Origin of the sequence: Streptomyces sp. NPDC048411, from assembly GCF_040704695.1 — a bacterium.
Lineage (GTDB): Bacteria > Actinomycetota > Actinomycetes > Streptomycetales > Streptomycetaceae > Streptomyces.
Window position 1 is genome coordinate 1 of sequence record NZ_JBEZKL010000067.1, and the last position, 24,886, is coordinate 24,886.

The 24,886-nt window shown below is 68.3% G+C and carries 23 protein-coding genes and 1 pseudogene; 12 read left to right on the forward strand and 12 right to left on the reverse strand.

From position 1 onward, the window contains the following. The first annotated feature begins 421 nt into the window (after positions 1-421). The 4 genes from pstS to pstB all read left to right on the forward strand — a co-directional run bounded on the left by pstS (position 422) and on the right by pstB (position 4,587). Complete coding sequence (pstS, locus tag AB0915_RS22810) at positions 422-1,561, forward strand: phosphate ABC transporter substrate-binding protein PstS (RefSeq protein ID WP_366692829.1); 1,140 nt, start codon at positions 422-424, stop codon at positions 1,559-1,561. A 141-nt stretch (positions 1,562-1,702) separates the two neighbouring features. After that, a complete protein-coding gene (gene pstC / locus AB0915_RS22815; protein WP_366692830.1) occupies positions 1,703-2,701 on the forward strand; it encodes a phosphate ABC transporter permease subunit PstC in 999 nt (332 codons plus the stop codon). Further along, entirely contained in the window at positions 2,698-3,783 is a 1,086-nt protein-coding gene (pstA, locus tag AB0915_RS22820) for a phosphate ABC transporter permease PstA (RefSeq protein WP_366692831.1), read from the forward strand. The genes pstC and pstA overlap by 4 nt, the downstream gene beginning before the upstream one ends. A 27-nt stretch (positions 3,784-3,810) precedes the next feature. After that, positions 3,811-4,587 (forward strand): phosphate ABC transporter ATP-binding protein PstB, encoded by a 777-nt coding sequence (pstB, locus tag AB0915_RS22825; protein WP_366692832.1) that lies wholly within the window; start codon positions 3,811-3,813, stop codon positions 4,585-4,587. 223 nt (positions 4,588-4,810) lie between these two features. Here pstB and AB0915_RS22830 read toward each other — a convergent pair whose 3' ends face one another. Together AB0915_RS22830 and AB0915_RS22835 are read right to left on the reverse strand one after the other, a co-directional pair. Then, positions 4,811-5,809: an inorganic phosphate transporter gene (locus tag AB0915_RS22830; RefSeq protein ID WP_366692833.1), complete on the reverse strand. Its 999-nt coding sequence runs from the start codon at positions 5,807-5,809 to the stop codon at positions 4,811-4,813. Between the two features lie 5 nt (positions 5,810-5,814). After that, entirely contained in the window at positions 5,815-6,435 is a 621-nt protein-coding gene (locus AB0915_RS22835) for a DUF47 family protein (RefSeq protein WP_266983291.1), read from the reverse strand. 200 nt (positions 6,436-6,635) lie between these two features. On the opposite strand from AB0915_RS22835, the gene AB0915_RS22840 reads away from it, so the two are divergent. Beyond that, positions 6,636-6,995 (forward strand): metal-sensitive transcriptional regulator, encoded by a 360-nt coding sequence (locus tag AB0915_RS22840; protein ID WP_366692834.1) that lies wholly within the window; start codon positions 6,636-6,638, stop codon positions 6,993-6,995. 85 nt (positions 6,996-7,080) lie between these two features. On the opposite strand, the gene AB0915_RS22845 is transcribed toward AB0915_RS22840, so the two are convergent. Next, positions 7,081-7,275, reverse strand: coding sequence for a hypothetical protein (locus AB0915_RS22845; protein WP_366692835.1), 195 nt, complete (start codon positions 7,273-7,275; stop codon positions 7,081-7,083). A 240-nt stretch (positions 7,276-7,515) separates the two neighbouring features. Beyond that, entirely contained in the window at positions 7,516-8,424 is a 909-nt protein-coding gene (locus tag AB0915_RS22850; RefSeq protein WP_366692861.1) for a hypothetical protein, read from the reverse strand. 133 nt (positions 8,425-8,557) lie between these two features. Here AB0915_RS22850 and AB0915_RS22855 point away from each other — a divergent pair, with 133 nt between their 5' ends. Both AB0915_RS22855 and AB0915_RS22860 read left to right on the forward strand, forming a co-directional pair. Beyond that, positions 8,558-8,752: a hypothetical protein gene (locus tag AB0915_RS22855; RefSeq protein WP_358861385.1), complete on the forward strand. Its 195-nt coding sequence runs from the start codon at positions 8,558-8,560 to the stop codon at positions 8,750-8,752. 75 nt (positions 8,753-8,827) lie between these two features. Further along, positions 8,828-10,417 carry an FAD-binding oxidoreductase gene (locus AB0915_RS22860; protein ID WP_366692836.1) on the forward strand — a complete coding sequence of 530 codons (1,590 nt, stop codon included), beginning with the start codon at positions 8,828-8,830 and terminating at the stop codon, positions 10,415-10,417. 108 nt (positions 10,418-10,525) lie between these two features. Here AB0915_RS22860 and AB0915_RS22865 read toward each other — a convergent pair whose 3' ends face one another. The 7 genes from AB0915_RS22865 to AB0915_RS22895 all read right to left on the reverse strand — a co-directional run bounded on the left by AB0915_RS22865 (position 10,526) and on the right by AB0915_RS22895 (position 18,567). Beyond that, positions 10,526-11,245: a phosphatase PAP2 family protein gene (locus AB0915_RS22865; protein WP_366692837.1), complete on the reverse strand. Its 720-nt coding sequence runs from the start codon at positions 11,243-11,245 to the stop codon at positions 10,526-10,528. A 295-nt stretch (positions 11,246-11,540) separates the two neighbouring features. Beyond that, positions 11,541-12,506, reverse strand: coding sequence for a bifunctional lytic transglycosylase/C40 family peptidase (locus AB0915_RS22870; protein ID WP_366692862.1), 966 nt, complete (start codon positions 12,504-12,506; stop codon positions 11,541-11,543). A 189-nt stretch (positions 12,507-12,695) separates the two neighbouring features. Beyond that, positions 12,696-13,262, reverse strand: a complete 567-nt coding sequence (locus AB0915_RS22875; RefSeq protein WP_366692838.1) for a hypothetical protein — start codon at positions 13,260-13,262, stop codon at positions 12,696-12,698. Further along, a complete protein-coding gene (locus AB0915_RS22880; RefSeq protein ID WP_366692839.1) occupies positions 13,259-15,571 on the reverse strand; it encodes an alpha/beta hydrolase in 2,313 nt (770 codons plus the stop codon). The genes AB0915_RS22875 and AB0915_RS22880 overlap by 4 nt, the downstream gene beginning before the upstream one ends. A gap of 265 nt (positions 15,572-15,836) precedes the next feature. Continuing rightward, positions 15,837-16,292 carry a hypothetical protein gene (locus AB0915_RS22885; RefSeq protein WP_366692863.1) on the reverse strand — a complete coding sequence of 152 codons (456 nt, stop codon included), beginning with the start codon at positions 16,290-16,292 and terminating at the stop codon, positions 15,837-15,839. An 83-nt stretch (positions 16,293-16,375) separates the two neighbouring features. Continuing rightward, a complete protein-coding gene (locus AB0915_RS22890) occupies positions 16,376-18,166 on the reverse strand; it encodes an alpha/beta hydrolase (RefSeq protein ID WP_366692840.1) in 1,791 nt (596 codons plus the stop codon). Further along, complete coding sequence (locus AB0915_RS22895) at positions 18,163-18,567, reverse strand: hypothetical protein (RefSeq protein WP_366692841.1); 405 nt, start codon at positions 18,565-18,567, stop codon at positions 18,163-18,165. The genes AB0915_RS22890 and AB0915_RS22895 overlap by 4 nt, the downstream gene beginning before the upstream one ends. A gap of 271 nt (positions 18,568-18,838) precedes the next feature. Here AB0915_RS22895 and AB0915_RS22900 point away from each other — a divergent pair. From AB0915_RS22900 to AB0915_RS22920, 5 genes and pseudogenes are all read left to right on the forward strand, one after another. Further along, positions 18,839-19,063 (forward strand): annotated as a pseudogene (locus AB0915_RS22900) (sigma-70 family RNA polymerase sigma factor); the annotation flags it as partial. 571 nt (positions 19,064-19,634) lie between these two features. Further along, positions 19,635-20,468 carry a DUF1259 domain-containing protein gene (locus AB0915_RS22905; protein WP_366692842.1) on the forward strand — a complete coding sequence of 278 codons (834 nt, stop codon included), beginning with the start codon at positions 19,635-19,637 and terminating at the stop codon, positions 20,466-20,468. Positions 20,469-20,746: 278 nt separating this feature from the next. After that, positions 20,747-21,952, forward strand: a complete 1,206-nt coding sequence (locus AB0915_RS22910; RefSeq protein WP_366692843.1) for a cytochrome P450 — start codon at positions 20,747-20,749, stop codon at positions 21,950-21,952. Between the two features lie 733 nt (positions 21,953-22,685). After that, positions 22,686-23,750, forward strand: a complete 1,065-nt coding sequence (locus AB0915_RS22915) for a type III polyketide synthase (RefSeq protein WP_366692844.1) — start codon at positions 22,686-22,688, stop codon at positions 23,748-23,750. Positions 23,751-23,879: 129 nt separating this feature from the next. Beyond that, the gene (locus AB0915_RS22920; RefSeq protein ID WP_366692845.1) at positions 23,880-24,038 is read left to right on the forward strand and encodes a hypothetical protein; all 159 of its coding nucleotides are present in this window, start codon (positions 23,880-23,882) and stop codon (positions 24,036-24,038) included. Between the two features lie 42 nt (positions 24,039-24,080). Here the strand turns inward: AB0915_RS22920 and AB0915_RS22925 are convergent, their stop codons facing one another. Continuing rightward, positions 24,081-24,830, reverse strand: coding sequence for a TetR/AcrR family transcriptional regulator C-terminal domain-containing protein (locus tag AB0915_RS22925; protein ID WP_366692846.1), 750 nt, complete (start codon positions 24,828-24,830; stop codon positions 24,081-24,083). Positions 24,831-24,886: the final 56 nt, after the last annotated feature.

Below are 24,886 nucleotides of genomic sequence, written 5' to 3' on the forward strand. Positions count from 1 at the left end.
CGCAGGGCGACGAACAAAGACCCGGGCTCCCCTCGCGTACCCGCCGAACGTTCGTCGCCCGAGGAGACACCCCGGAGGGGCCCCGGACCACCACCGCCGGGCAGGCGCGACGGTGCCACCGGGGGCCAGGCGGACACCCAAGCCCGTCCGGCGCTTGAGGACGGAACCGCCCACCCCGGGGGCCCGAACCCGCCGGACACGGCAAGCCCACCCCGCCCAGGCGCCCCACGCCACGGGGGCGAGAACCAGGCCGCCCGCCACGGTTCACCTTCTGTTCACTCTCTCCCGTAAGCCACTTCACCTGTTCTGTCTAATTTCAGCAGTGCACGGTGCGCGGCGAGACGCCGCACCACCCATCACCTCGCACGCCGTCGTAGAACGAACAAGACCTCGGCGGCTCCTGGAAGGAAAAGACCCGAAAGTGAAGCTTCAGCGCAAGAACCGGCTTCGTGCCACCGCGCTCGGTGCCCTCGCCGTCTCCAGCGCCCTGGTCCTCACGGCGTGCGGTTCGGACAACAACAGCGGCGGCAGCAGCACCGGCGGCAGCGGCGAGAAGACGAGCGCCGCGTCGAACATCAAGTGTGACGACGCCAAGGGCCAGCTCCTCGCCTCCGGCTCCAGCGCGCAGAAGAACGCCATGGACCTCTGGGTCAAGGACTACATGGCGGGCTGCAAGGGCGTAGAGATCAACTACAAGGCGTCGTCCTCCGGTGAAGGCATCATCGCCTTCAACCAGGGCACGGTCGGCTTCGCCGGCTCCGACTCGGCGCTGAAGCCCGAAGAGGTCGCGGACTCGAAGAAGGTCTGCAAGACCGGCCAGGGCATCAACCTCCCGATGGTCGGCGGCCCCATTGCGATCGGTTTCCACCTTGAGGGTGTCGACAGCCTGACGCTGGACGCCCCCACGCTCGCCAAGATCTTCGACAGCAAGATCAAGAAGTGGAACGACCCGGCGATCGCCAAGCTCAACAAGGGCGCGAAGCTTCCGGACAAGGCGATCCAGGCCTTCCACCGCTCCGAGGACTCCGGCACCACGCAGAACCTCGGCAAGTACCTCGCCGCCACCGCGCCGAACGACTGGAAGTACGAGCCCGAGAAGAAGTGGCCGGCCCCCGGTGGCCAGGCCGCGTCCGGCTCGGCCGGTGTCGCCGCCCAGGTGAAGCAGGTCGACGGCTCGATCGGTTACTTCGAGCTCTCGTACGCCTCGTCGCAGTCCATCTCCACGGTCGACATCAACACCGGTGGCTCCGCCCCGGTCAAGGCCACCCCGGAGAACGCCTCCAAGGCCATCGCCGCCGCCAAGATCAAGGGCACCGGCAAGGACCTGGCGCTCGACCTCGACTACACCACCAAGGCCGAGGGTGCGTACCCGATCGTCCTGGTGACGTACGAGGTCGTCTGCGACTCGGGCAACAAGGCCGAGACGCTCCCCACGGTCAAGTCCTTCCTGAACTACACCGCGAGTGACGAGGGCCAGAAGGTCCTCACCGAGGCCGGTTACGCGCCGATCCCGACCGAGATCAACGCCAAGGTCCGCGACACCATCGCGTCCCTCTCGTAACCAGAAGCAACACCCGTAACACTTGCAACACCCGACAGGCCGGCCCGGTGCACCCCTCCGGACCGGCCCGTCGGCACCACCCCCATCCGGTGCACCGCCGCCAGGGGAGCACGTCGCTCCCCCACACAGACCGGAAAGACCATGGCTTCCACCACACCGATAGACACGCCACCGGTACCCCCGGTGCAGCGCAAGCGCGCCAGGCCCAAGGCCTCCGGACGCGCCGGCGACACAATCTTCCTGGGCCTCTCGCGGGGCGCAGGCATTCTGGTGCTTGTGATCATGGCGTCGATCGCCGCGTTTCTCACGTACCGCGCGACCCTCGCCATCTCCAAGGACCAGGGCAACTTCCTCACCACGCTGGACTGGAACCCGGTCGGCGACAAGCCGGTCTTCGGTATCGCGGTCCTGCTCTTCGGCACGATCGTCAGCTCGATCATCGCGATGGTCATCGCGGTTCCGATCGCTGTCGGTATCGCCCTCTTCATCTCGCACTACGCGCCGCGCAAGCTGGCCGCACCCCTCGCGTACGTCGTCGATCTGCTCGCGGCAGTGCCGAGCATCGTGTACGGCATCTGGGGCGCACTCTTCCTGGTCCCGTACCTGGAGGGACTGAACCTCTGGCTCGACCAGTTCTTCGGCTGGACGTACGTCCTGGACAAGACCGAGGTCGGCGTCGCCCGCTCGCTCTTCACCGTCGGCATCCTGCTCGCGATCATGATCCTGCCGATCGTGACGAGCGTCAGCCGCGAGGTCTTCCTCCAGGTCCCGAGGATGAACGAGGAAGCCGCCCTCGCTCTCGGCGCCACCCGCTGGGAAGTCATCCGCCTCTCGGTGCTGCCCTTCGGCCGCTCCGGCGTGATCTCCGCGTCGATGCTGGGCCTCGGCCGCGCGCTCGGCGAGACGATGGCCGTCGCCACGGTCCTGTCGCCGAGCTTCGTCATCTCCGCGCATGTGCTCAACCCCGGCGGCGGAACGTTCGCCCAGAACATCGCCGCGAAGTTCGACGAGGCCGACCAGTTCGGGCGCGACGCCCTGATCGCCTCCGGCCTCGTCCTCTTCATCCTCACCCTGCTGGTCAACGGCGCGGCCCGGCTCATCATCGCCCGCCGCAAGGAGTACTCGGGGGCCAACGCATGAGCCATGCAGCCAACACCGGCATACAGGAACGCCCCGCCCCCACGGCGGCCGCTTCCCGGAACAGCCTCAGCAGCCGGGCGCTCCCCCGCTGGGCCCCGGCCGCCTTCGCGGGCGCCGCGATCGTGCTCGGCGTCGGCATCGGCGCGGCGGCCGGCTGGCAGAGCCACATCCAGTGGGGCCTGTTCTCCGCGGTGCTCTTCGTCGTCATCTCGTACGTCACGACGTCGGTCGTCGAGAACCAGCGCCAGGCCAAGGACCGGCTCGCCACCAGCATCGTCTGGGTGTGCTTCCTCCTCGCCGTCGTGCCGCTGGCCTCGCTGGTCTGGACCACGGTCAGCCGCGGCGCCAAGGTCCTGGACTTCTACTTCCTCACCCACTCCATGGCGGGTGTGCTCGGCATGGAGCCGGGTGGCGGTGTCTATCACGCCCTGATCGGCACCCTGGAGCAGGTCGGCCTCGCCACCTTGATCTCCGCCCCGATCGGCCTGCTGACCGCCGTCTACCTGGTGGAGTACGGCAAGGGCGCGCTCGCCAAGGCCGTGACCTTCTTCGTCGACGTGATGACCGGTATCCCGTCCATCGTCGCCGGTCTCTTCATCCTGTCGATCATGCTGATGGCGCAGCTCCAGCCGTCCGGCCTGATGGGTTCGCTGGCGCTCACGATCCTGATGATCCCGGTCGTGGTCCGCTCCACGGAGGAGATGCTCAAGCTCGTTCCGAACGAGCTCCGCGAGGCATCACTCGCCCTCGGCATCCCCAAGTGGCGCACCATCTTGAAGGTGGTCCTGCCCACCGCGATCGGCGGTATCACCACCGGTGTGATGCTCGCGATCGCCCGGATCGCCGGCGAGACCGCACCGATCCTGCTGCTGGTCTTCGGCAGCCAGTTGATCAACACCAATCCCTTCCAAGGCGCGCAGTCGTCGCTCCCCTTCTACATCTGGGAGCAGTACAAGATCGGCAGCGAGGCGTCGTACGACCGCGCCTGGGCGGCCGCTCTGGTCCTGATCGCCTTCGTCATGATCCTCAACCTGGTGGCCCGCGGTATCGCCCGCTGGAAGGCCCCGAAGACCGGCCGCTGACGCGGCACGAAAGAAGCAGTGATTCAGATGGCCAAGCGCATCGACGTCAGCGGCCTGTCCGCCTATTACGGCTCCCACCTCGCCATCGAGGACATCTCGATGACCGTGGAGCCCCGCTCCGTGACCGCCTTCATCGGCCCGTCCGGCTGCGGCAAGTCCACCTTCCTGCGCACTCTGAACCGGATGCACGAGGTCACCCCCGGTGGCCGCGTCGAGGGCAAGGTCCTGCTGGACGACGAGGACCTGTACGGGCCCAACGTCGACCCGGTCACCGTGCGCCGCACGGTCGGCATGGTCTTCCAGCGGCCGAACCCCTTCCCGACCATGTCGATCTTCGACAATGTCGCGGCGGGCCTGAAGCTGAACGGTTCGTACAAGAAGAGCCAGCTGGCGGACGTCGTCGAGAAGTCCCTCCGTGGCGCCAACCTCTGGAACGAGGTCAAGGACCGCCTGAACAAGCCCGGCTCCGGCCTCTCCGGCGGTCAGCAGCAGCGCCTGTGCATCGCCCGCGCGATCGCGGTCGAGCCGGATGTGCTGCTGATGGACGAACCGTGCTCCGCCCTGGATCCGATCTCCACCCTCGCCATCGAGGACCTGATCGGCGAGCTGAAGGAGCGCTTCACGATCGTCATCGTGACGCACAACATGCAGCAGGCGGCCCGCGTCTCGGACCGCACGGCGTTCTTCAACCTCGCGGCGGTCGGCAAGCCCGGCAAGCTCGTGGAGATCGACGAGACGGAACGGATCTTCTCCAACCCGTCGGTCCAGGCGACGGAGGACTACATCTCCGGCCGCTTCGGGTGACCAGGTCACCCGGGTACGGGGCCGGCCGGGGGCGTGGGTGGTAACTGCCGGTGGTGGGTTTCCACCGGCGGACCCACCACACCCCTCCGGCGAACCGGCCCCGTTCACAGACAGCCTTTGGGGTGCTGCATGGCGGTGCCACCCTCAAGGCGAAGGGTCCGCCCCCGCTCCTCACAAGGGAGCGGGGGCGGACCCCTTTCACTTCAAGCCCGTGGGGCGTCACTCACCCGAACAGCAGAACAACGACCCCGTAACTCGCGGCAGCGACCAGTGCCGCGGCCGGCATCGTGATGAACCACCCGAGGATGATGTTCTTCGCGACCCCCCACCGCACCGCGTTGACCCGCTTCGTGGCCCCCACACCCATGATCGCCGAGGTGATCACATGCGTCGTGGAGATGGGCGCGTGGAACAGGTAGGCCGAGCCGAACATGATCGACGCCCCGGTCGTCTCCGCGGCGAATCCCTGCGGCGGGTCCAGCTCGATGATCTTCCGGCCGAGCGTCCGCATGATTCGCCAGCCACCCGCGTACGTACCCAGCGAGAGCATCAGCGCGCAGACGAGCTTCACCCAGACCGGGATCGGGGCGCTCGGACTCTCGACATCGGCGATGACCAGCGCCATCACCACGATGCCCATCGTCTTCTGCGCATCCTGCAGACCGTGCCCGAGCGCCATGCCTGCCGCCGAGACCGTCTGCGCTATGCGGAATCCGCGCTTGGCCTTGTGCGGGTTGGTCTTCCGGAACAGCCACATGATCGTGACCATCACCAGATAGCCCACGACCAGACCGACGACCGGCGAGACGAACATCGGGATGACGATCTTGTCGAGCACCCCGTTCCAGTGCACCAGCGTTCCGCCGGCCAGCGCCGCTCCGACCATGCCGCCGAACAACGCGTGCGAGGACGACGAGGGCAGACCGAAATACCAGGTGACGAGGTTCCAGATGATCGCGCCGACCAGGGCGGCGAAGAGGATTCCCATCCCCTTCTGCCCCTCGGGCGTCGCGATCAGGCCCTCACTGACGGTCTTGGCGACTCCCTGCCCCAGGAAGGCACCGGCGAGGTTCATCACCGCGGCCATCGCCAGGGCCGCCCGTGGGGTCAGCGCCCGGGTGGAGACCGAGGTGGCGATGGCGTTCGCCGAGTCGTGGAAGCCGTTCGTGTAGGTGAAGCCGAGCGCGACACCGATGGTCACGATCAGCGCAAAGGTGTCCACGTGGTTCAGGACTCCTTGACCGCAATGGTCTCCACCGTGTTGGCGACGTGCTCGAACGCATCGGCCGCCTCTTCCAGCACATCCACGATCTGCTTGAGCTTCAGCACCTCAATGGCGTCGTACTTGCCGTTGAAGAGATGGGCGAGCAGCTTGCGGTGGATCTGGTCGGCCTGGTTCTCCAGGCGGTTGACCTCGATCCAGTACTCGGTGAGGTTGTCCATCGTGCGCAGGTTGGGCATCGCCTCGGCGGTCAGCTCGGCCGCGCGCGCCAGCACCTCGATCTGCTGCTCGACACCCTTGGGGAGCTCTTCGATCTGGTACAGCACGACCAGGTCGACGGCCTCCTCCATGAAGTCCATGATGTCGTCGAGCGACGATGCGAGGTTGTAAATGTCCTCGCGGTCGAACGGCGTGATGAAAGAGGAGTTCAGCTGGTGGAAGATCGCGTGGGTCGCATCGTCCCCTGCGTGCTCCGCTGCCCGCATACGTTCCGCGATCTCGACTCGGGAGGCAGAGTCCGCCCCGAGCAGTTCCATGAGGAGTTTCGAGCCCGTGACGATGTTGTCCGCGGATGCGGAGAACATGTCGTAGAAGCTCGTCTCCCTGGGGGTCAGACGAAAGCGCACGTGGGGTCCTCGGGATGCTTTGGTTTCGGTCAGGCTGATGCTAGGCGCATCATCCGGCCACGGCTAACGGGCATTCTTCAGTGTCGCGCATCGAACAGGGCGATCAGCACGGGCCCCCGGTCACGGTTCAGCCGAATTCGTTAGGATATACCCACCCGGGGTATATAGAGCGCAGGGTAAAGGGAAAACGGGAGGCAGCAATGACCACCACCGAGACCACAGAGGCGACGGACCCCACCGAGGAAACGGCGGAGATCCTCACCGACCACGACCGCGGCATACACGGCTACCACCACCAGAAGGCCGACCACGTCAAGCGGCTGCGCCGGATCGAGGGCCAGATCCGCGGCCTGCAGCGGATGGTCGACGAGGACGTCTACTGCATCGACATACTCACGCAGGTCTCGGCGTCCACCAAGGCTCTCCAGTCGTTCGCGCTCCAGCTCCTCGAGGAGCATCTGCGCCACTGCGTCGCCGACGCGGCGGTCAAGGGCGGCGAGGAGATCGACGCGAAGGTCGAGGAAGCCACGAAGGCCATCGCCCGCCTGCTCCGCACCTGAGGCAGCACCGCGGAGGGTCGCACGGCGTGCGGTCGCACTTCGTGGGGCACCGTCCGAGGCGCCGCCTGATGTGCGCTTCTGTCCGTCATCCCCGGTGGTCACTCTGCCGGGGGACGGCGGTGTGTTCGGTGCCCGCCCCGACGTTGAGCACCTCGTCGATACGGTCCGCGCTGAGCCGTTCCCCGATCGCGGCCGACGCCGCGATCATCAGCTCACCGCACAGCTCGATCTCGGCGAGGGCCACATGGTCCTGAACGGTCCGAGTGCTGAGCGTCACCACGTACGTCACCTCTCACTGCCGTCGCCGACTTCCTCGTGCCCCTCCCGGCAGGCTTTGCCCCGTCGCACCGCCCAGCACGCCCGCTCGCCGCGTTGGCCGGCGAGCGCACACACCGGACGACGCTCCTCATCGGGCACACCTTGCCGGTCACGGCACTAGCGTAGGGAGCGGACCACCCGCCGCGCATGGCACGGACGGACCATTTCGACCCCGCCGGATGCCTACGCGCCCGGCCCGCCGCTACCGCTGCCCCCGCTCGATCTGCCCGGTGTAGATGTCGCGATCGTCCGGAAGCCGCACGTCCACGGGCACCCCGAACCCGAACAGCAGCGTCGTCGACACCACCTCCACCGGCGGCCCCCCGTTGGCGAAACGGAACCGGTGCCGCACCTTCCGCAGTCGCCCCGCCTCGTCCAGATACGCGTCGAACGGCACCGCGTCCGTGCGGAACCCTTTCGCCGCCGCAGCCAGTGCGCCCCGCGATCGCGGCGAAGCGGTCCGCGCCGCGCGTCCGAGGTCCGCGGTCCCCCGGTAGTGCCGGACCATGACCCCGGCGAGCTCGCTCTCCCCCATGTACGTCACTTTGTCCGCCCCGCGCAGCAGTTCGGCGGCCGCCATGGGATCGGTGACCCCGCCCGTGACGAGATTGCCGTCCTCCAGGGCCGTCGTATCGACCCTGACCCACTTGCCGGCGGGGACTCCGGCACCACGGTTCTTCATGTAGAGCGCACCGGGGGCGAGGAGTTCGGTGATGGGGCGGTGTTCGTACTCGCCCGCGGCGTCCTTCGGCAGCACCACGGTGAGCCGGCCGAGCTGCCTGCGGAAGTCGTACGTCCCCCGGCCGGTGATCGTCACCCGCGTCCCGCCTGCCGCGGTCTCCATCGACGTACGCACCTCGGCGCTCCCGGCGACGTCCCGGCTCCCTGGTCGATTCCCGCCCCCTGTACCGGCGAGCACCGCGGCCGCCCGGTGGATCACATCGAGGGAATCGCCGCCACCCCGCTCGTCCACCGCACTCCGGCCGTCGGCGTCGGTCCCGCCCCGGCCACCGCTGTCCGAGCATCCGGCGGCCGCCGCCATCACGCCCACCACGGCGAGGGCGCAGACAGCGCGCGCCCCGCTTCCGGACCTGTGCTGCTGCACCACCATCGCCTGCCAACCCTCAACGACGTACCGCTTGCCCGAGCCCCCCACCCGCCCCGCATAACGACCACCCGTGTCCCCCGTCACGCCGTCCTCGTGGGCCTCACGGACGGGTGCGCGTCCCCAGTACCGTGGACGCGTGTACGACCAACACACCGCGGAGGTCACGCCGACCGCTCCCGCCACCCCGCCGACGCCCCCCGCCCACGAGCCCTTCACCATCGAACGCGGCTCGTTCTGCATCGCCCGCTGCGGATGCGGATGGACCGGCCCGGCCCGTCGCTCCCGCGACCGCGCCCGCACCGACGCCGAGCAACACCGCACCGCCCGCTGATCACGGATCACCGACAACCGATCCCCCGACGGTCGCCCGACCGATCGACCCGCGAGGCCATGACCCGGAGGTCCGATGAACCTGCTGAACCGCCGTACCCTGCTCACCGCGAGCGCGGCAACAGCCCTGGCCGGTGCCACGGCCACCGCCTGCAGAGGCACCGGCACGGGTTCCTCGGCCGCCACCGCGGCCACCACCACCCGCGCATCGTCCCCGTCAGCCGGCTCACCGTCTGCCCCGACCGGCAAGGCGAACTGGCCCGCCCTGTCCAAGAGCCTCGACGGCACCCTCGTGCGCCCCGAGGACGCGGCGTACCGGACGGCCCGCCAGCTCTACAACACCCGTTTCGACGGCCAGAAACCGGCAGCCGTCGCGTACGTCCGGCACGAGGCGGACATCCGTGAGTGCCTGGCCTTCGCCCGCCGCAGCTCCACCCCCGTCTCCATCCGCAGCGGCGGCCACTCCTACGCGGGCTGGTCGAGCGGCAACGGGCGCCTGGTCATTGACGTCTCGTCACTCTCCCGGGTCAACCGGGACGGCACCGTCGGCGCGGGCGCCAAACTCATCGACGTCTACCGGGGTCTTGGCCGGCACGGGCTGACGGTCCCCGGAGGCTCCTGCCCCACGGTCGGCATCTCCGGTCTCACGCTCGGCGGCGGCCACGGCGTCGCGTCCCGCGCGTACGGCCTGACCTGCGACAGCCTCACCTCGGCAACGCTCGTCACCGCTGACGGCAAGACAGTGACCGCCGACGCCAAGCACCACCCCGACCTCTTCTGGGCGCTGCGCGGCGCGGGCAACGGCAACTTCGGCGTGGTCACCGAGCTGACGTTCCGCACCCGCCCGGCCCCACAGACCGTCACCGCGTACATGTCGTGGCCGTGGTCGCGCGCCCGGTCCGTCATCGCCGCCTGGCAGAAGTGGGGCCCGGACCAGCCGGACGAGATCTGGTCCTCCGCACATCTCGCCGCGGGACCGGGCGGCGGCAACCCGACCGTGTCGGTCGCCGCGTTCAGCCTGGGGACCTACGGCGACCTCCAGAACGCCGTCGACCGTCTCGCCGACCGGATCGACGCGCCGGCGTCCTCGGTGTCGCTGCGCCGCCGCAGCTACGAGGAGGCGATGCTGGTGTACGCGGGCTGCTCCGGCCTCAGCGCCGCGCAGTGCAGGCTGCCGGGTACGACACCCGGCCGTACCGCGCAGGGCGCGCTCCAGCGCGAGACCTACGCCGCCGCGTCCGACTTCTTCGACCACTCCCTGTCCCCGGCGGGCATACGGGCCCTGCTCGACCGGACCGAGGCGTTCACCCGGATCAGCGTGACCCCGAGCGGCGGCGGCGGATCGATCGCGCTCACCGCGCTCGGCGGGGCGATCAACCGGGTCGACCCGCGGGCGACGGCGTTCGTCCACCGCCGCTCACGGATGCTCGCCCAGTACATCGCCGCCTGGCGACCCGGCACGGCGGGCACGGCCCAGCAGGCCTGGCTGAAAAGCACCCACGGCGCGCTGCGGCGGTACGCGTCCGGGGCGGCGTACCAGAACTACACGGACCCGACGCTGGCCAACTGGCGGCAGGCGTACTACGGAACGGCGGCCGACCGGCTCACCCGGGTGAAGAAGCAGTACGACCCCGAGCGCCTCTTCACTTTCCCGCAGGCGCTGTAACGCAGAACCGGGGGCGCGAACGCCCCCGGTTCTCCCTCGGCCGTCGGCCACACCGCCTTACGGCCGCCCCCGCGGTAGGGAGTGGGCTCCCTATCGCGGGGAAGGCCGTTAGGCAGCCAGACCCTTCTCGCCACCGCCGCCCGACCGCGGGCGCGGCTCCGGGATCCCGAGCGGGCGCCCCTCGGCCGCGGCCGGCACGGGCCGCCGCGACCGCACGAGCCATCCCACCCGCTCCGACCGCGAGACGGCGGCGACGACCGGCGTCAGCAGCGCCATCGCGAGCGGGGCGAGCAGCAGCGCGGCAGCCGTGCCGAGCGCGAATCCGCCGATGACGTCGGTCGGGTAGTGGACCCCCATGTAGATCCGGCAGAACCCTTCCGCCAGCGCGAGGGCGATCGCGGCGAGCCCGAATTTCCGGTTGGCCATGAACAGCCCGACGCCGAGGGCCATCGCCATCGTGGCGTGGTCGCTCACGAACGAGAAGTCGTTCTTCCCCGACACCAGGACATCCAGGCCCTGGTGGTCGCGGAACGGGCGCGGCCGCTCCACGAAGCCCCGGATCGGAATGTTGACGAGCAGCGCGATCCCGGCGGCGAGCGGTGCCCAGACGATCCCGGCGACCGCGGTCACCGAGTCCTCGGCCGTGCCGCGCCGGCGGACGCTCCACCAGCACCACAGGACCACGAGGACCATGCCGAGCATGATCCCGTACTCACCGACGAACTCCATGACCCGGTCGAACCAGGTCGGAGCGGACTTCGCGAGCCCATTGATGTCGTAGAGCAGGCTGACGTCGGGGTTCGACGCATCCAGTGCGAGTCCAGCCATCCGCTGCAGCCCCTTGCCTTGTCTGCTGCCGCGGCGCACGCCCATGTGCACCGCATTTGACGAACCCCCGTTTCGGTTCGACCACTACTTCGATCACTGCTGCGTGAGGTACGCGACTGTGCCGGCCAGCGCTGCATGGTCAGTGCGCATGCTGTCCCAGTCCAGGGAACGACGCTCCTCGCGTGTACGTTCCACTCTCCACCGAATGATCACCATGACGTTACCGAAGAGAGACTCGTCGTCGCAGCTCAGGGCCCAGGCTTCACAGAGAGTTCCGGCCACGGCCGACTCCCCGTCACCCTGTCGGCTGGGCGGTCGGGAGTGCCGCGGCGCCGTCCTTCGTCACGCGTGTCGCACCGAAGTAGTCGGGCGTGTCGATCTTGTCGAAGCGGATCACGGCCCCGGTGTACGGCGCGTTGATCATGTACCCGCCGCCGACGTACAGCCCGACGTGGTGGATTGCCCGGGAGTTGGTCAGGTCTTCCGAGAAGAAGACCAGGTCACCGGGGAGCAGCTCGTCCCGCGAGGGGTGCGGCCCGGCGTTGTACTGGTCGTTCGCCACCCGCGGCAGCTCGATGTCCACGGTCCGGTACGCGGCCTGCGTCAGCCCGGAACAGTCGAACCGTCCGCCCTGCTCAGGCGTGCCGTTCCCGCCCCACAGGTACTTCGTGCCGAGCTTCTTCTGCGCGAAGTAGATTGCCCCGGCCGCCTGCCGCGAGGGCTCGACCCGCCCGACCGGCCGGGCGAAACTCTTCTCCAGCGACCGGATGATCTTGACGTAGTTCTGCGTCTCCGCGATCTTCGGTACGCCGCCCGACCTGATGACCCGGTACGCACCGGCGTTGTAGGCGGCCAGCATGTTGTCCGTCTGATCCCCCGGCACCTTCTTGACGTACCCGGCGAGTTCGCAGTCATAGCTGGCGGCGGAGGGGATGGCATCGGCCGGATCCCATACGTCGCGGTCGCCGTCCCCGTCCCCGTCGATCCCGTGCCCTGACCAGGTCCCGGGGATGAACTGCGCGATGCCCTGCGCGGCGGCCTTGCTCTGGGCCCGCGGGTTCCACCCGCTCTCCTGGTACAACTGTGCGGCGAGCAGCGCGGGGTTGATGGCCGAGCAGAGGTTGCCCCACTTCTGCACGAGCGGCTCGAACTTCGCCGGCACGGCCCCCTTCGCCAGCCCGACTGCCCCGTTGCTGCCGGCGCTGCCGAGGCCGGCGGCAGCGGAGTACGTACCGACGACGAGCAGGGCCACGAAGCTCATGGCGACCCCGATGCCGATCCCACCGACCACCCAGAATTTCCGCACCCCTCAACCATCCCCCATCGGGGGCGGGTTCAAGGCCGGTTTCGCGGGTGTGTGCGAGTTGTTCGGAGCACAGGCAGGCTCACCAGGGTCACCAGGGTCACCGACCGGGGCGTCCGCGCGCGGATTCCCGTCACTGACGCGCCTTCAGGACGCCTCTGCGGACCAGTAGTCGGAGTGCACGTTGGGACGGGGCAGGGGGTAGACGCCCTCGTACGCCGGGCCGTTCGGCTTGGACGTGGAATCGGCGACCTTCGACTCCTTCACGCAGGGACTGTCCGCCTCGAAGAACGCCTGCCCCTTTCCGCGGAAGCTGACACTGATACCGAACCCGGCGTCCGTCTGGGCATAGACGGCCGGGAACTCCGTGTCATTGTTGATCGCCTTGATCCGGTAATCGCTCTTCCGCCAGAACGCCTTCACCTGATCCAGGAATTCCGCCCGGCGCGACGCCGACACGATGGTCATCACGGTGCGCCTGCGGGTCACATCGCACGTCCCCGTAGTCGTCGGCCCGTGCGCCCACTGCACCTCGGGATCGATGGCCTTGAGCACCGCGTCCAGCATGTTGTCGGACCGCTCGGCGGCCTGCTGCATGTCCATGCGCCCCTTCTTCCCTCCGGCGTCCCCTTGTACCCGGTGTTCGCTCCCGCACGCGGACAGGGAGAAGCCGAGGGCCAGGGCCACCGCAACGATCTGGAACCGTCGCTTCATCGCTGTGCCTCCATCTTGAGCCTGTCGGCGTGTCCCGACACGATCAGAGCGATGCTGTCCGCCGAGACGGCGTCCCTCACCGGATCGAAGTAGAGAGAGTGGGCATCAAAGCTCAGGCCGGAGCCGCTGACCACCGGTGGTCCGTCGCCCACGGGGAAGCGCCTGGCGCCGAATGCCTTGCTCGCCGGGTCCTTGCCGAACCAGAGATCGTCGTCCCCCGGGTCGGCCAGGTCCCCGGCGAAGTATGCACCAGCAGGACCGAACGCCAGCATCCCCAGCGTGCCCACGGCAACCTGCAGCTTGGAGGGCAGCTTGGTCACCGGGTCGTTCGCCGCGGCGCCGACGAAGACGTGTCCGGCACCGACGCCGAGATCCACGGCCTGATCCACACCCACCCCCGGGCTGCCGACCAGAATGATGTCGTCGACCCCCGGGATTCCGCCGACATGCTGCGCAGCTGCTCCCACGGTCCGCGAACCGTACGAGTGCCCGATGGCCGTCAGATGCGGATCCTTGTTCTGGTTGGTGGCGACCAGCCCGCTCATGAAGTCGTTGTACGCCGCGCCGCCCTTCTCCGCCCGCCCCGTACCCATGACCGCCAGGCTGCTCAGCCCGTCCGGCGTCTGCGGCGCGTCGTAGCCGAGCCAGACGATCGCCGCAGTGGACTGGTCGTACCCCTGGGCACCGATCGCCGTGTCGCGGGCCCGCTTGAGATCGTTCTTCGCGAATTCCTCGTCCAGAGAGGTGTTCAGCCCGGGCACATACGCCGACACGTTCTTCGACGTGTCCGGATTCCCGAACGAGACGATCGCCCGGCCGTTTCCCTCGTCCGATATGCCGAGCAGGTACATCGGCGGCTGCTTCCCGCTCTCCTTCAACTGCCGCTCGATCTCGCGCAGTCCGGCGAGCTGCTTCTGCGACTTCGCGTCGTTCTGCCCCGACAGCTTCCCGATCAGCTGAGTCAGGTTCTTCCGGTTGGCCGCGTCCCTGGTCGCCGCCGGGATCCCGTCGAGGTTGCCGATCTGATCCGGGGAAAGGGCGAGGTACTGGTCGCGCTGGTCCTGCGTGAGCCCGTCCCACCACGCCTTGCGCCCCGCAGCAGTGCCGTTGCGCGGGATGCGGGCGTTCAGATAGTCGCGCTGGTCCGCCTGCACGGCCGCCCCGACACGGGAGCCGGAACCGGGCAGCCCGGCGCCGACACCACCGACCCCGGTGGCCCCCTTGATCAGCTCCCCCGCCGCACCGGCGCGGTCGCCCCGGGACCACTTGTCGCTCGCGTTCTGCGCGTACTGGGCGACCTGGTCGCCGAGGTTCTTGCCGTTCGTGACGGGGTGGAGGACAGCGTCCGCGGCACCGCTGACATCGCCCCAGAGGCCGTCGCCGACGAGCCCGGTGAAGAAGCCGCCGTCCGATGCGTGACCGGCGGCGCTCGAACCGCCGCCGCCCTTGGCGGCCTGGGTGGCGCTGCCGCCGTCTCCGCCGGAAGCGGTGGACCCGCCCGAGGCATCCGTGCCACCCGAGTCCGCACCACCCGACGCCGCTGAACCGCCAGAGCCCGATCCCCCGGAGTCCGATCCCCCGGATGCTGCGGACCCACCCGAGTCCGTACCCCCCGATGCCCCCGACCCACCGGACGAGGAAGTCCCTCCGGCGACGGTCGACCCTCCGGAGTCCACACCGCCGGACTCCGTACCGCCACCGCCAGAAGCACCACCACCGGCATCGGTGCCATGGCCGGCCACCACGCCACTGCCCGCCGCCGGGCAGGCGCTACCGGTCAGCCGGCAGATCGCACTCTGGATCTCACCGGTCAGCTGCCCGCCGACCTGCGTCGCCATGAGCGCACCGACAAGGGCCACGACCACCAGGACCGCGCCGAGGTACTCCATCGCGGTCTGGCCACGGTCACGACGGGCCCTGACCACCCGCGTGAGAACGAACGGCCTCTGTGCGGCGCGCTGTTCAGGGCTGAGCCTGAACCAGGCGCGGGAACTCCTCAGGCACAAAAGGACGACGACGGCGACAGGTATCACCAACTGGAAGACACCTTGGACGCCGCCATCCCCACTCAAGGTGGCCAGCGCACCGAGAACGAGCCAGAGGTGTACGGCAAGGAGTCCGCGGCGAATCCGGACGCCACCGGTCCACAGATACAGCGAGAGGACGAACCCGGTGAGACCCGGTAACGCCGCGTACAGCAGCATGCCCAGCAGCCGACCGTTCACCGCATCGACCGAGGACGCCACCGACAACACGTCGATCACGCCGACGACAGTGACCACGAAGAGCACGCGGACGAGGATCAGCACTGCTTGCAACGTGCTCGGCAGGGGCTGCCTGCCCGGATGGACCACGACAGCATCCGGGCCAACGCCACCCGGAACCGCTAACCCTCGTATGCCAGACACGGCGAGTCCCCTGCCTTGTGAGTGGGTGCAGTGAGCAGTGACAGATCCGCCACTCCACGTATGCGACCACACAGGCACTGGGTGAGGCATGGGTCCCAGGACCCAATGCGAGACTCAAAGTGCACGGTGCATATGGAGGTTCAGGTGACCTTGTCCTGATGTGACGTCAGGTCGCTCCGGCGGACCAGAAGTCGGAGTGCACGTTGGGGCGTGGAAGGGGATAGACGTCCTCGTACGCAGGACCGTTGGGTGGCGTGGTGGACTCGGCCACCTCTGATTCCTTCACGCAGGGACTGTCGACTTCGAAGAAGGCTTGCCCCTTGCCGCCGATGCTGAGGGTGACGCCGAAGCCGTCCGTTGTCTGGGCATAAATCGCAGGAACGTCCACGTCATTGTTGATTGCCTTGATCCGATAGCCGCTCTTCCGCCAGAAGCGATCCACCACTCCTAGGAAGCTGCCTCGGCGCTCTTCGGACACAATCGTCATCACGACCCGCATCCGGGACACGTCACAGCTTCCGGTACTAGTCGGGCCATGCGCCCATTGAACCTGAGGATTGATTTCAGTCAGCACTGCGTCAAGAATCTCGTCAGCCCGGTTTGCTGCGCCCTGCATGTCCATATCGGATCGCTTCTCTTCGTTCGAACATCCGGCAAACGCCAAACAGAGCAGCGTTGCCACTCCAATGGTTTGGAGTCGACGACTCAACGCAACTCCTCCATCTTCACTTTGTCGGAACGACCCGCAGCGATGAGAGCAATACTGTCTGCCGAAACGGCATTCCTCTGCGGATCGAAGTACTGGGAGTGCGCGTCGATAGAGAATCCATGTCCACCGATCAGCCGCGGCCCTTCACCCACAGGGAAACGCCTCGCACCGAATGCCGCGCTCGCCGGATCCTTACCGAACCAGAGATCGTCATCTCCCGGATCGGCGAGGTCGCCGACCACGTAGGCAGTGGCCGGTCCTCCAGCGATCAATCCCACAACGCCGACAGCTGCCTGCTGCTTGGAGGGGAGCTTGGTCACCACGTCATTCTCAGCCGCACCAACAAAGACGTGATCCTTCCCAACCCCGAGATCCTCAGCGTGATCCACGCCGACCCCGGGACTGCCAACGAGCACGATGTCGTCCACCCCGGGAATCCCGCCACCCTGCTGAGTTGCAGCACCGACAGTGCGCGAACCGTAAGAATGCCCAATAGCCGTCAGGTGCGGATCCTCGTTCTCATTCGTAGCCACCAATCCCCTCATGAATCCATTAAATGCACTGCCACCTCTTTCGGCTCTATCGTTGCCCATTACCGCGAGGCTCCCCAATCCGTCCGGGGTCTGCGGCGCATCGTAACCAAGCCAAACGATCGCCGCGCTCGAGTGGTCGTACTTATTGGCCCCCTTAGCTGTATCCCAAGCACGCTTAAGGTCGTCCTTAGCAAAGTCCTCATCCAGCGACGTATTCAGCCCCGGCACATAAGCCGACACGTTGCGAGCCGTATCCGGATTCCCGTAAGAGGCAATCGCCCGCCCATTCCCCTCGTCGCCAATCCCAAGGAGGAACATCGGCGGCTTCCGGCCGTCGTGCAGCTGCCGGTCAATCTCCCGCAACCCCGCCAACTGCGTCTCCGCCTTGTCCCCCTCCTGCCCTTCCAGCTTTCCGATGAGCAGCTGCAGGTTGTCCCGGTTGGCGGCGTCCCGTACGACTGCCGGGATTCCGTCCAGGTTGCCGATCTGGTCCGGGTACACCGCGAGGTACTCCTCCCGATGTTCCTGCGTCAGCCCGGCCCACCACGCCTTGCGTTCGGCCGGGCTCGCGTCGTGCGGGATGGCTTCGTTGAGGTAGGCGCCCGCGGCGTTCCTTACCGCTGCCGCGTCCGTCGCCGCGTCCGTCCAGGTCGAGTCGGGGGCCTTCAGGCCCTCCTCGGCCTTCAGCTGCCGCAGGATTCGCGTGTACCGCCAGTCGATGTCGGCCGCTGTCCGCACAGCCTTGACCACCCGATCGGCGATGTCCTGGGCCTTGGCCACGTTCGGGTTGGGGGCGACGAGACCCGAGGGCGGCAGCAGTCCCGGTACTCCTCCCCCGGTCGCCGTCCCGCCCGGCATCGGCTTGCCGTCGATCAGCCCCTCGCCGGCCTCCGGGTAGGTCACCGACCCGTCCGGGTGCACGGTGAACTTCAGGGCTTCCGCGTCGTCCAGAGCTTCCCGCAACGCCCTCTGCTGGCGCCTGATTTCGTGGGCCATGCTGTTCAGCGCAGTGCGGAGCAGACCGCACTCCGTGTACACGTACTGGAAGTTCCGGCTGAGTTGTCGCAGCCGCCCGACTGCCGCGTCGGCCGCCTCACCCTGTTGCGTCCCGCGCAACTCGTTCAGCATCTGCTTGTCGATGCGGTCCCGGCCGGTGTCGGCCAGGTTGCTGGCCCGGCCCCACCCGTCGGCCGCGCCTTCCAGTTCGGCGCAGTTCACGTCGCGCAGTTGGGCCCACGTGATCTTCGAGGTCATTGCCCACCGGTCCCCGACGCGACCCGTGCGAAGGACGACTTCACGGTCTCGTCCGTGACGCCCTGGGTCCGTGCAACGGCGCGGAGTTTCCCGGCGAGGCTCCCGCACTCGCAGCGCGCGGCTTCGATCCGCCGCTGCCACGACTCGCGTACGGCGCCGAGTTCGGCCAGCGCCTCCAGCCCGACGGTCCCCGTCACGACCCCTTCGTGCGCGCTCGCCAGCTGGGTCTTCACCGGCCCCAACAGCGTGTACAGCGACTCGGCTCCCCCGGCGGCCCGCAGCCAGGGGCCGTCGCTGTGCTTCAGCACATCCCTGCCACCACCACCCGCACCGTCACCAGCCCCGCCCGCCCCGCCCAGGTCGCTCAGCCTCTGCCGGCCCACCACGGCCACGCCGCTCACCCCGCTCCTTGATCGTGGAGCGGCACTGTCCCAAAGACGGCGCACCCGACATGCCATGCGCGTCGCCCCTCGGGGCGGGCGTTCGGCCCTGAATTGCAAGGCCGAACGCCCACCCCGCCCTCAGCGGAATTTCACCCGATCGATGGGCCGCCGGAGCGCGTGCGATCAGGCTTTGCCGGCCGGGCAGTTGTGGTATCCGACCGTCATCCGCGCACGGAACGCCTCCTTTCCGTCGCTGTACGAACCGGGCAGCACCGCGGTCGCGTCCTGCGTGTACTTCGCCGTCCGCGTCGACCCCGTCAGACGCGAACTGCTGGTGCACTGCTACCGGATGCTCGGTTCGCTCCACGCCGCCGAGGACCTGGTCCAGGAGATGTACCTGCGGGCATGGCGTGCGTACGAGCGGTACGACGACCGCCGGGCCTCCCTGCGCACCTGGCTGTACCGCATCGCCACCAACGCCTGCCTGAACGCGATCGAGAGCCGGAGCCGCCGACGGCGCTTACCGTCTGCACACACTCCAGGTCTTCACCGTCACCGTCTCCGGCATCAGCCGCACCCCCTGTTCCAGGCCCCGGACGCCTTCGCCGCGTTCGGCCTGTCGCCCCAACTGTCCTTCCTCTGAGGTGAAGACGGTGCCGTTCAGGCGGAACCGTCGAACGACGGTGCGCCACCCCCGCCGAGCAGCGACGGCCCAGGTATCTCCCATCGGGCCGGCTCCCCCATCGGACGCTCCTGCGCCCCGCTGGCCTGAGCGTGCGTCACACGCTTGGCCCATCCGGACCCGCCTCATGACGAAGCATCCGCTTTCATCCGGTTTTCGCATGATTTCATCTCGCCATGGAGGCGATCAGATGATGGCTGAAGATCGACAGCAGGACACGCACACACGGGCGACTACGTCGCGGCGGCGCGTGCTGGCCGCAGCGGCGCTGGCACCGATCCTGGCCGGAGCCGGGGCGGGGGCGGCCGCCGCTCATCCCCTGCCCCCCGGAACGCCCGGAACGCCCGGAACGCCCGGGATGCCCGGGATGCCCGGGGATCGGAGTCACCGGCGGGTCAAGCCGGTGACCACCACCGAGTCGGACTGGACGGACGTCGCACGCACGCTGGGCCGCGGAGGCAACATGCTGCGGGGAACGATCTACCACACGCCCTTCCCCCGCGGGGATCTTCACGTGGTCTCCGACGGCATCGTCATCACACCGGCGCTCGCGCTGGGCACGCACGTGTCCTTCGTCCGTTACGCCGACGGCAGCACGATGGTGATGGGCGATGTAGCGGTCACCGAGGACGAACTGCAGCAGGTGAGCGACGCCTTTCAGTCGCACGGAATCGCCCTGACCGCGCTCCACAAGCATCTGCTCGCCCAGACACCCGACATCTGGTGGACCCACGTCCACGGACACGGCTACGACGAAGTGGCCCTGGCGCGCGGCCTGCGCGCGGGATTCGACCTCACCGGGACCCCGCCGGCGGTTCCGACCGGCCCGCCGATCCCCAACGACCTGGACATTGCCGGAATCGAGGCTGCGCTGGGCGCCAAGGGTTCCCCCGATGGCGTGGTCTACAAGGTCGTCTTCGCCCGCCGGGAGACGATCTGCGACGGCCATCTGGTTCTGCCTCCCGGCCTGGGATCGACCAGCGCGTTCATCTTCCAGCCGCTGGGGGGCGGCCGGGCCGCGCTCAGCGGCGACTGCGTCATGCTCGCCGAGGAGGTCCAGGACGTACTGGGGGCCCTGCGCCGCGGCGGGATCAAGCTCGTCGAGCTGCACAACCACCACCTGACGGAAAACCCCCGCCTGTTCTTCACCCATTTCTGGGCCGTGGGCGACGCCGTCGAACTAGCCCGAGGGCTGCGCCCCGCGGTGGACGCCACCAACGTCGTGCCGGCCGGCTGAGAAAGAGGGATGAGGAGCGGGTTGCTCTCGGGAACCCGCTCCCGGGCCCCTGGGCACCCTCGGGCACCGACGCGGCACGTTTCGCAGGCGTGCGTACGCGACACCGGCCTGCCCCGCCCCTTCCACGGGCCAGAACCTTCCGCATCAGCGGGATGGTCGATTCCAATGGACTAATTGCCCCGGCGCGGTGCGTGCCTCGGAAGACGATCGGGCACTTATGTCCCGTTCATCCCGGTAGGGAATGAACCATCCGTCAGATCCGATATCTGGAGCACCGTATGGAACCAGCCCCCACGCCGCGGAACTGTCCATTCGACTACGCCGAGGCCCTCGAATTCGATCCGCTGCTCAAGCAACTACAGAACGACGCGCCCGTTTCCCGCATCCGGCTGCCCCACGGCGACGGGGAAGCATGGCTCGTCACCGGCTACGACGACGTACGCACGGTGACCACCGACCGGCGTTTCAGCCGCAGCGCCATCATCGGCCGGAACTTCCCGCGGATGACCCCTGAACCCATCGTTCAGGACGAGGCGATCAATGTGATGGACCCACCGGCCAGCAGCCGCCTGCGCAGCCTGATCTCCAAGGGTTTCGCGCCGCGCCACATGGAGCGCATGCGAGTCCGCACCCAGCATGTCGTGGATGAGCTGCTGGACCGGATGGAGGAGCACGGTTCCCCCGCCGACCTCTTCGAGCACCTCGCGGCCCCCCTGCCCCTGACCACCATTTGCGAGGTCCTCGACATTCCCGAGGGCGACCAGGCTCAGCTGCGCGCCCACGCGCGCACCATGATGGACGTCGGCATCGACAACCGGGACAACGCGGTACGCGCCAAGGCCGATCTCCGCGCCTACTTCGCGGAACTGACCGCGCACCGGCGGGAGAACCCGGGCGACGACCTGATCAGCGCGCTGGCCGCCGCCCGCGACGGGGACGAGCTCCTCAACGATCAAGAACTGACCGTCATGGCCATGGTCCTGCTCATCACCGGCCAGGACACCACCACATACGAGATCGGGAACATTGCATACGCCCTGCTCACGCGTCCCAAGGAGCTGGCCATGCTGCGCGCCCGCCCCGAGATGCTCCCGCAGGCTCTCGAGGAACTGCTGCGCTTCATCCCCTTCCGCAAGGGCGTCGGCATTCCCCGCGTCGCCACCGAGGACGTGGAACTGAGCGGGGTGAAGATCCGAGCGGGAGACATCGTGCACGTCTCCTACCTGACGGCCAACCGGGACGGCCGGAAGTTCGACCGGCCCGACGAGCTGGACCTGGAACGCACCGGTCCGTCCCACATGACCTTCGGCTGGGGTGGCCACCACTGTCTCGGCGCCCCGCTCGCCGCCACGGAGCTCGAAGTCGCACTCGGAACCCTGCTGAAACGCTTCCCCAACCTTCGGCTGGCAAAGCCGGCCGGAGAAGTGGCCTGGAACAAGACATCGATCTGGCGTTATCCGCTCGCACTGCCCGTCGCCTGGTGAGGTCGATACCCCAGCAGGGCACCAGGCTCTTCGTTCAACCGCAGCACGCGATCCGGGCCACGATGAGGCGACGCCCGTAGCGACCCACCGCGCTGCGCCCCGGGTCCGGCGATGGCACGGGAACGCCCGGACTGCCGCGCGCAGCCCTGCCGCCGGCCATCGATTCACATGCTCGGCGGCAGGGCGGCCCCCGTGTCCGGCTTCGTGGCTCGCACCGGCCGGAGCGGGGGCGGCCCGCGCCGGCCGGTGATCACCGGTCCGCGGGAGGGGTGACCGCCGCCCCGCAGCGGTGCGTCTCCCACCGTGGGGCGGCCCCTCGGGCGGGCCGGCCGTGCACCCGCTGGGCACGGGTGGTCCGCCCGCCGTGGCCAAGGACAACAACATGGTCAGAGTGGTGCCGCATCGGCCCTCGGAGGGCGGAAACCCGGAAGATTCCGGGGCTCCCGGACAGCGCGTTCCGTCCGACGTGCGACCCTCATCCGCCTGCCGTAGCGTGATGTCCAGGGCCGATCGAGGTGCGGCCGAAATTCATCTGCCCATACGGTGAGAATTCAGCGCATTCATCGATCGGCACGTCCATGCCCATCCCAGGGCATCTCATTCGGCGCCGCAACCAAAAGTGTGTTCCGCGCCGCTCCACGCACGGTGCCGCAGTGGCTACCGTCGGCCGATACCTGCCCCCGCATCCGGTCAGGCTCGGCCGTGTGGTTCATCGTCCGCTAGGAGGAGATCCATGGCGGTACTCTGCAAGCCCGCAATCGCAGTTCCCGAGTACGTCATCACCAACGACGAAACCCTCGAACTGGCACAACGGCTGCACGGCGACCATCCTCAGCTCGATCTGGTCCTCCGTCTGATCGAACACACCGGGGTTCAGAAACGGCATCTGATCCAGCCGATCGAAAAGGTGCTGCAACACCCGGGGTTCGATGCGCGCAGTGAAATCTACGAGGCACAGACCAAGGCCCGCGTCCCGGCTGTTGTCCGCCAGGCACTGGACCACGCACAACTCGAGCCGTCGCAGATCGACTTGATCATCTACGTCTCCTGCACCGGCTTCATGATGCCTCCGCCGACCGCGTGGCTCATCAACACGATGGGCTTCCGGCCGGAGACACGGCAGATGCCGATCGCCCAGCTGGGCTGTGCGGCGGGTGGCGCGGCCGTCAACCGGGCCCACGACTTCTGCACGGCGTACCCCGACCGCAACGTGCTCGTCATCGCTTGCGAGTTCTGCTCGCTGTGCTACCAGCCCACCGATCTCGGTGTGGGGTCCCTGCTCTCCAACGGCCTGTTCGGCGACGGGATCGCCGCCGTCGTGGTACGGGGCCAGGGCGGCACCGGAGTCCATCTGGAAAGCAACGGGTCGTACATCATCCCGGACACCGAGGAATGGATCTCCTACGCGGTCCGGTCCACGGGCTTCCACTTCCAGCTCGACAAGCGCGTGCCCGGAACCATGGAGCCACTTGCCCCGGCCCTGAGCGCCCTCGCGGAACAGCACCAGTGGAACGCCAGCAAGCTGGACTTCTACATCATCCACGCCGGCGGTCCGCGCATCCTGGACGACCTGAGCCGCTTCCTCGACGTGCCGCCCGAAGCGTTCCGCTTCAGCCGGGCCACGCTCACCGAGTACGGCAACATCGCCAGCGCGGTGGTACTCGACGCCCTGGCCCGCATGTTCGACGAGGCGTCGACCCTCCACGGCCAGCGCGGCATCATGGCCGGCTTCGGACCGGGCATCACCGCCGAGATATCCCTGGGAACGTGGACCTCGGAGCCCGAGACAAAGACGTGAGCCACGCATCTCCACGGTGTGTGCGCAGGGCAACCTGAACGGGAAGCCCGCAACCACACCGCCCCGACCCCCGGTCCTCAAGCGCCTTCCGCAGCCTGAGGACCGGGGGCAGTACGTGCGGGACAGCCCATGGCTTTCTGTCGCGGGCGCCCCGGACAGCCGGCGGGGCGACTCACAGACCCGGATATCGACGCCCTGCCCGAATCCGCAGCCCGGCACCCGTACAACGACGGTTACGCGTCGGTCGGCACCGAGTGCTGGACCGACCGGCCCGAGGGCCACATCTGACGCCCGCCGGCACCTGCGTAACCCGACTTCACGGGTTCAGGTTCAGTCGCGCGGAAGCCGCATCGCCAGGCCGTCGAGGACGACTTCCAGGCCGTAGGCGAACTTGGTTTCTCGGATCTCGACGGGGTCGAGAGCCACGGGAGCGGCGTAGGCGTCGGCGAGGTGGTCGTGGTCGGCCGCGGCCCGCTGGGCGGCGGGCATGAGGCGGGCGATGAAATCGGCCTCGGTCTCCCCGGAGCGGGCGACCGTGGTGAGCCAGGCCGCCTCCGTGGTGCTCATGCCGATCACGTACGACAGGACGGTGTCGATCGCACGGCTCGGCTCGGGAAAGCCGGCGGCCGTGAACAGGGCGGCCAGTCGCTCGGAGAAGGACATGAGGTTGGGGCCCAGGTAGGCGAGGCCCGCCTGGCCGAGGACCGAGGACAGCCACGGGTGGCGCAGGGCCGTCGCCCGGAAGGACCGGGCGGCCTCGGTGGCGGCGGCGCGCCAGCCGGGGCTGTCGGCCTCGGGGTCTCCCCGGACGAAGTCCGGGGAGGGAACGGCGATCTCGGCGGCGACCTCGTCCACCGCGAGCTCCATCAGCTCGTCCTTGGTCGCGACGTGCCGGTAGAGGGAGGTCGCGCCGGTGTTCAGGCGGGCGCCGAGCTTTCGCATGCTGAGCGCCTCGATGCCCTCGGCGTCCAGCATGACGATCGCCTCGCGGACGATCGAGGCCCGGCTGAGTGCGGGCTGATCGGGCGCGGGCTGCTGCCGGGCCCACACGGACGGGATCGGGTTCGTCCTGGCGGTCATGGCACCTCCTAGTGCGTACACCGTTCGCATCCAGCGTACAGGAAGGCGGGTTGCGA

Bases quoted from the DNA above. Each gene is read 5' to 3' on its own strand.
- pstC (WP_366692830.1), top strand. From the start codon at position 1,703: ATGGCTTCCACCACACCGATAGACACGCCACCGGTACCCCCGGTGCAG.
- pstA (WP_366692831.1), top strand. From the start codon at position 2,698: ATGAGCCATGCAGCCAACACCGGCATACAGGAACGCCCCGCCCCCACG.
- pstB (WP_366692832.1), top strand. From the start codon at position 3,811: ATGGCCAAGCGCATCGACGTCAGCGGCCTGTCCGCCTATTACGGCTCC.
- AB0915_RS22840 (WP_366692834.1), top strand. From the start codon at position 6,636: ATGACCACCACCGAGACCACAGAGGCGACGGACCCCACCGAGGAAACG.
- AB0915_RS22850 (WP_366692861.1), bottom strand. From the start codon at position 8,424: ATGGTGGTGCAGCAGCACAGGTCCGGAAGCGGGGCGCGCGCTGTCTGC.
- AB0915_RS22860 (WP_366692836.1), top strand. From the start codon at position 8,828: ATGAACCTGCTGAACCGCCGTACCCTGCTCACCGCGAGCGCGGCAACA.
- AB0915_RS22865 (WP_366692837.1), bottom strand. From the start codon at position 11,245: ATGGCTGGACTCGCACTGGATGCGTCGAACCCCGACGTCAGCCTGCTC.
- AB0915_RS22870 (WP_366692862.1), bottom strand. From the start codon at position 12,506: ATGAGCTTCGTGGCCCTGCTCGTCGTCGGTACGTACTCCGCTGCCGCC.
- AB0915_RS22875 (WP_366692838.1), bottom strand. From the start codon at position 13,262: ATGAAGCGACGGTTCCAGATCGTTGCGGTGGCCCTGGCCCTCGGCTTC.
- AB0915_RS22885 (WP_366692863.1), bottom strand. From the start codon at position 16,292: ATGGACATGCAGGGCGCAGCAAACCGGGCTGACGAGATTCTTGACGCA.
- AB0915_RS22890 (WP_366692840.1), bottom strand. From the start codon at position 18,166: ATGACCTCGAAGATCACGTGGGCCCAACTGCGCGACGTGAACTGCGCC.
- AB0915_RS22910 (WP_366692843.1), top strand. From the start codon at position 20,747: ATGGAACCAGCCCCCACGCCGCGGAACTGTCCATTCGACTACGCCGAG.
- AB0915_RS22915 (WP_366692844.1), top strand. From the start codon at position 22,686: ATGGCGGTACTCTGCAAGCCCGCAATCGCAGTTCCCGAGTACGTCATC.
- AB0915_RS22920 (WP_366692845.1), top strand. From the start codon at position 23,880: ATGGCTTTCTGTCGCGGGCGCCCCGGACAGCCGGCGGGGCGACTCACA.
- AB0915_RS22925 (WP_366692846.1), bottom strand. From the start codon at position 24,830: ATGACCGCCAGGACGAACCCGATCCCGTCCGTGTGGGCCCGGCAGCAG.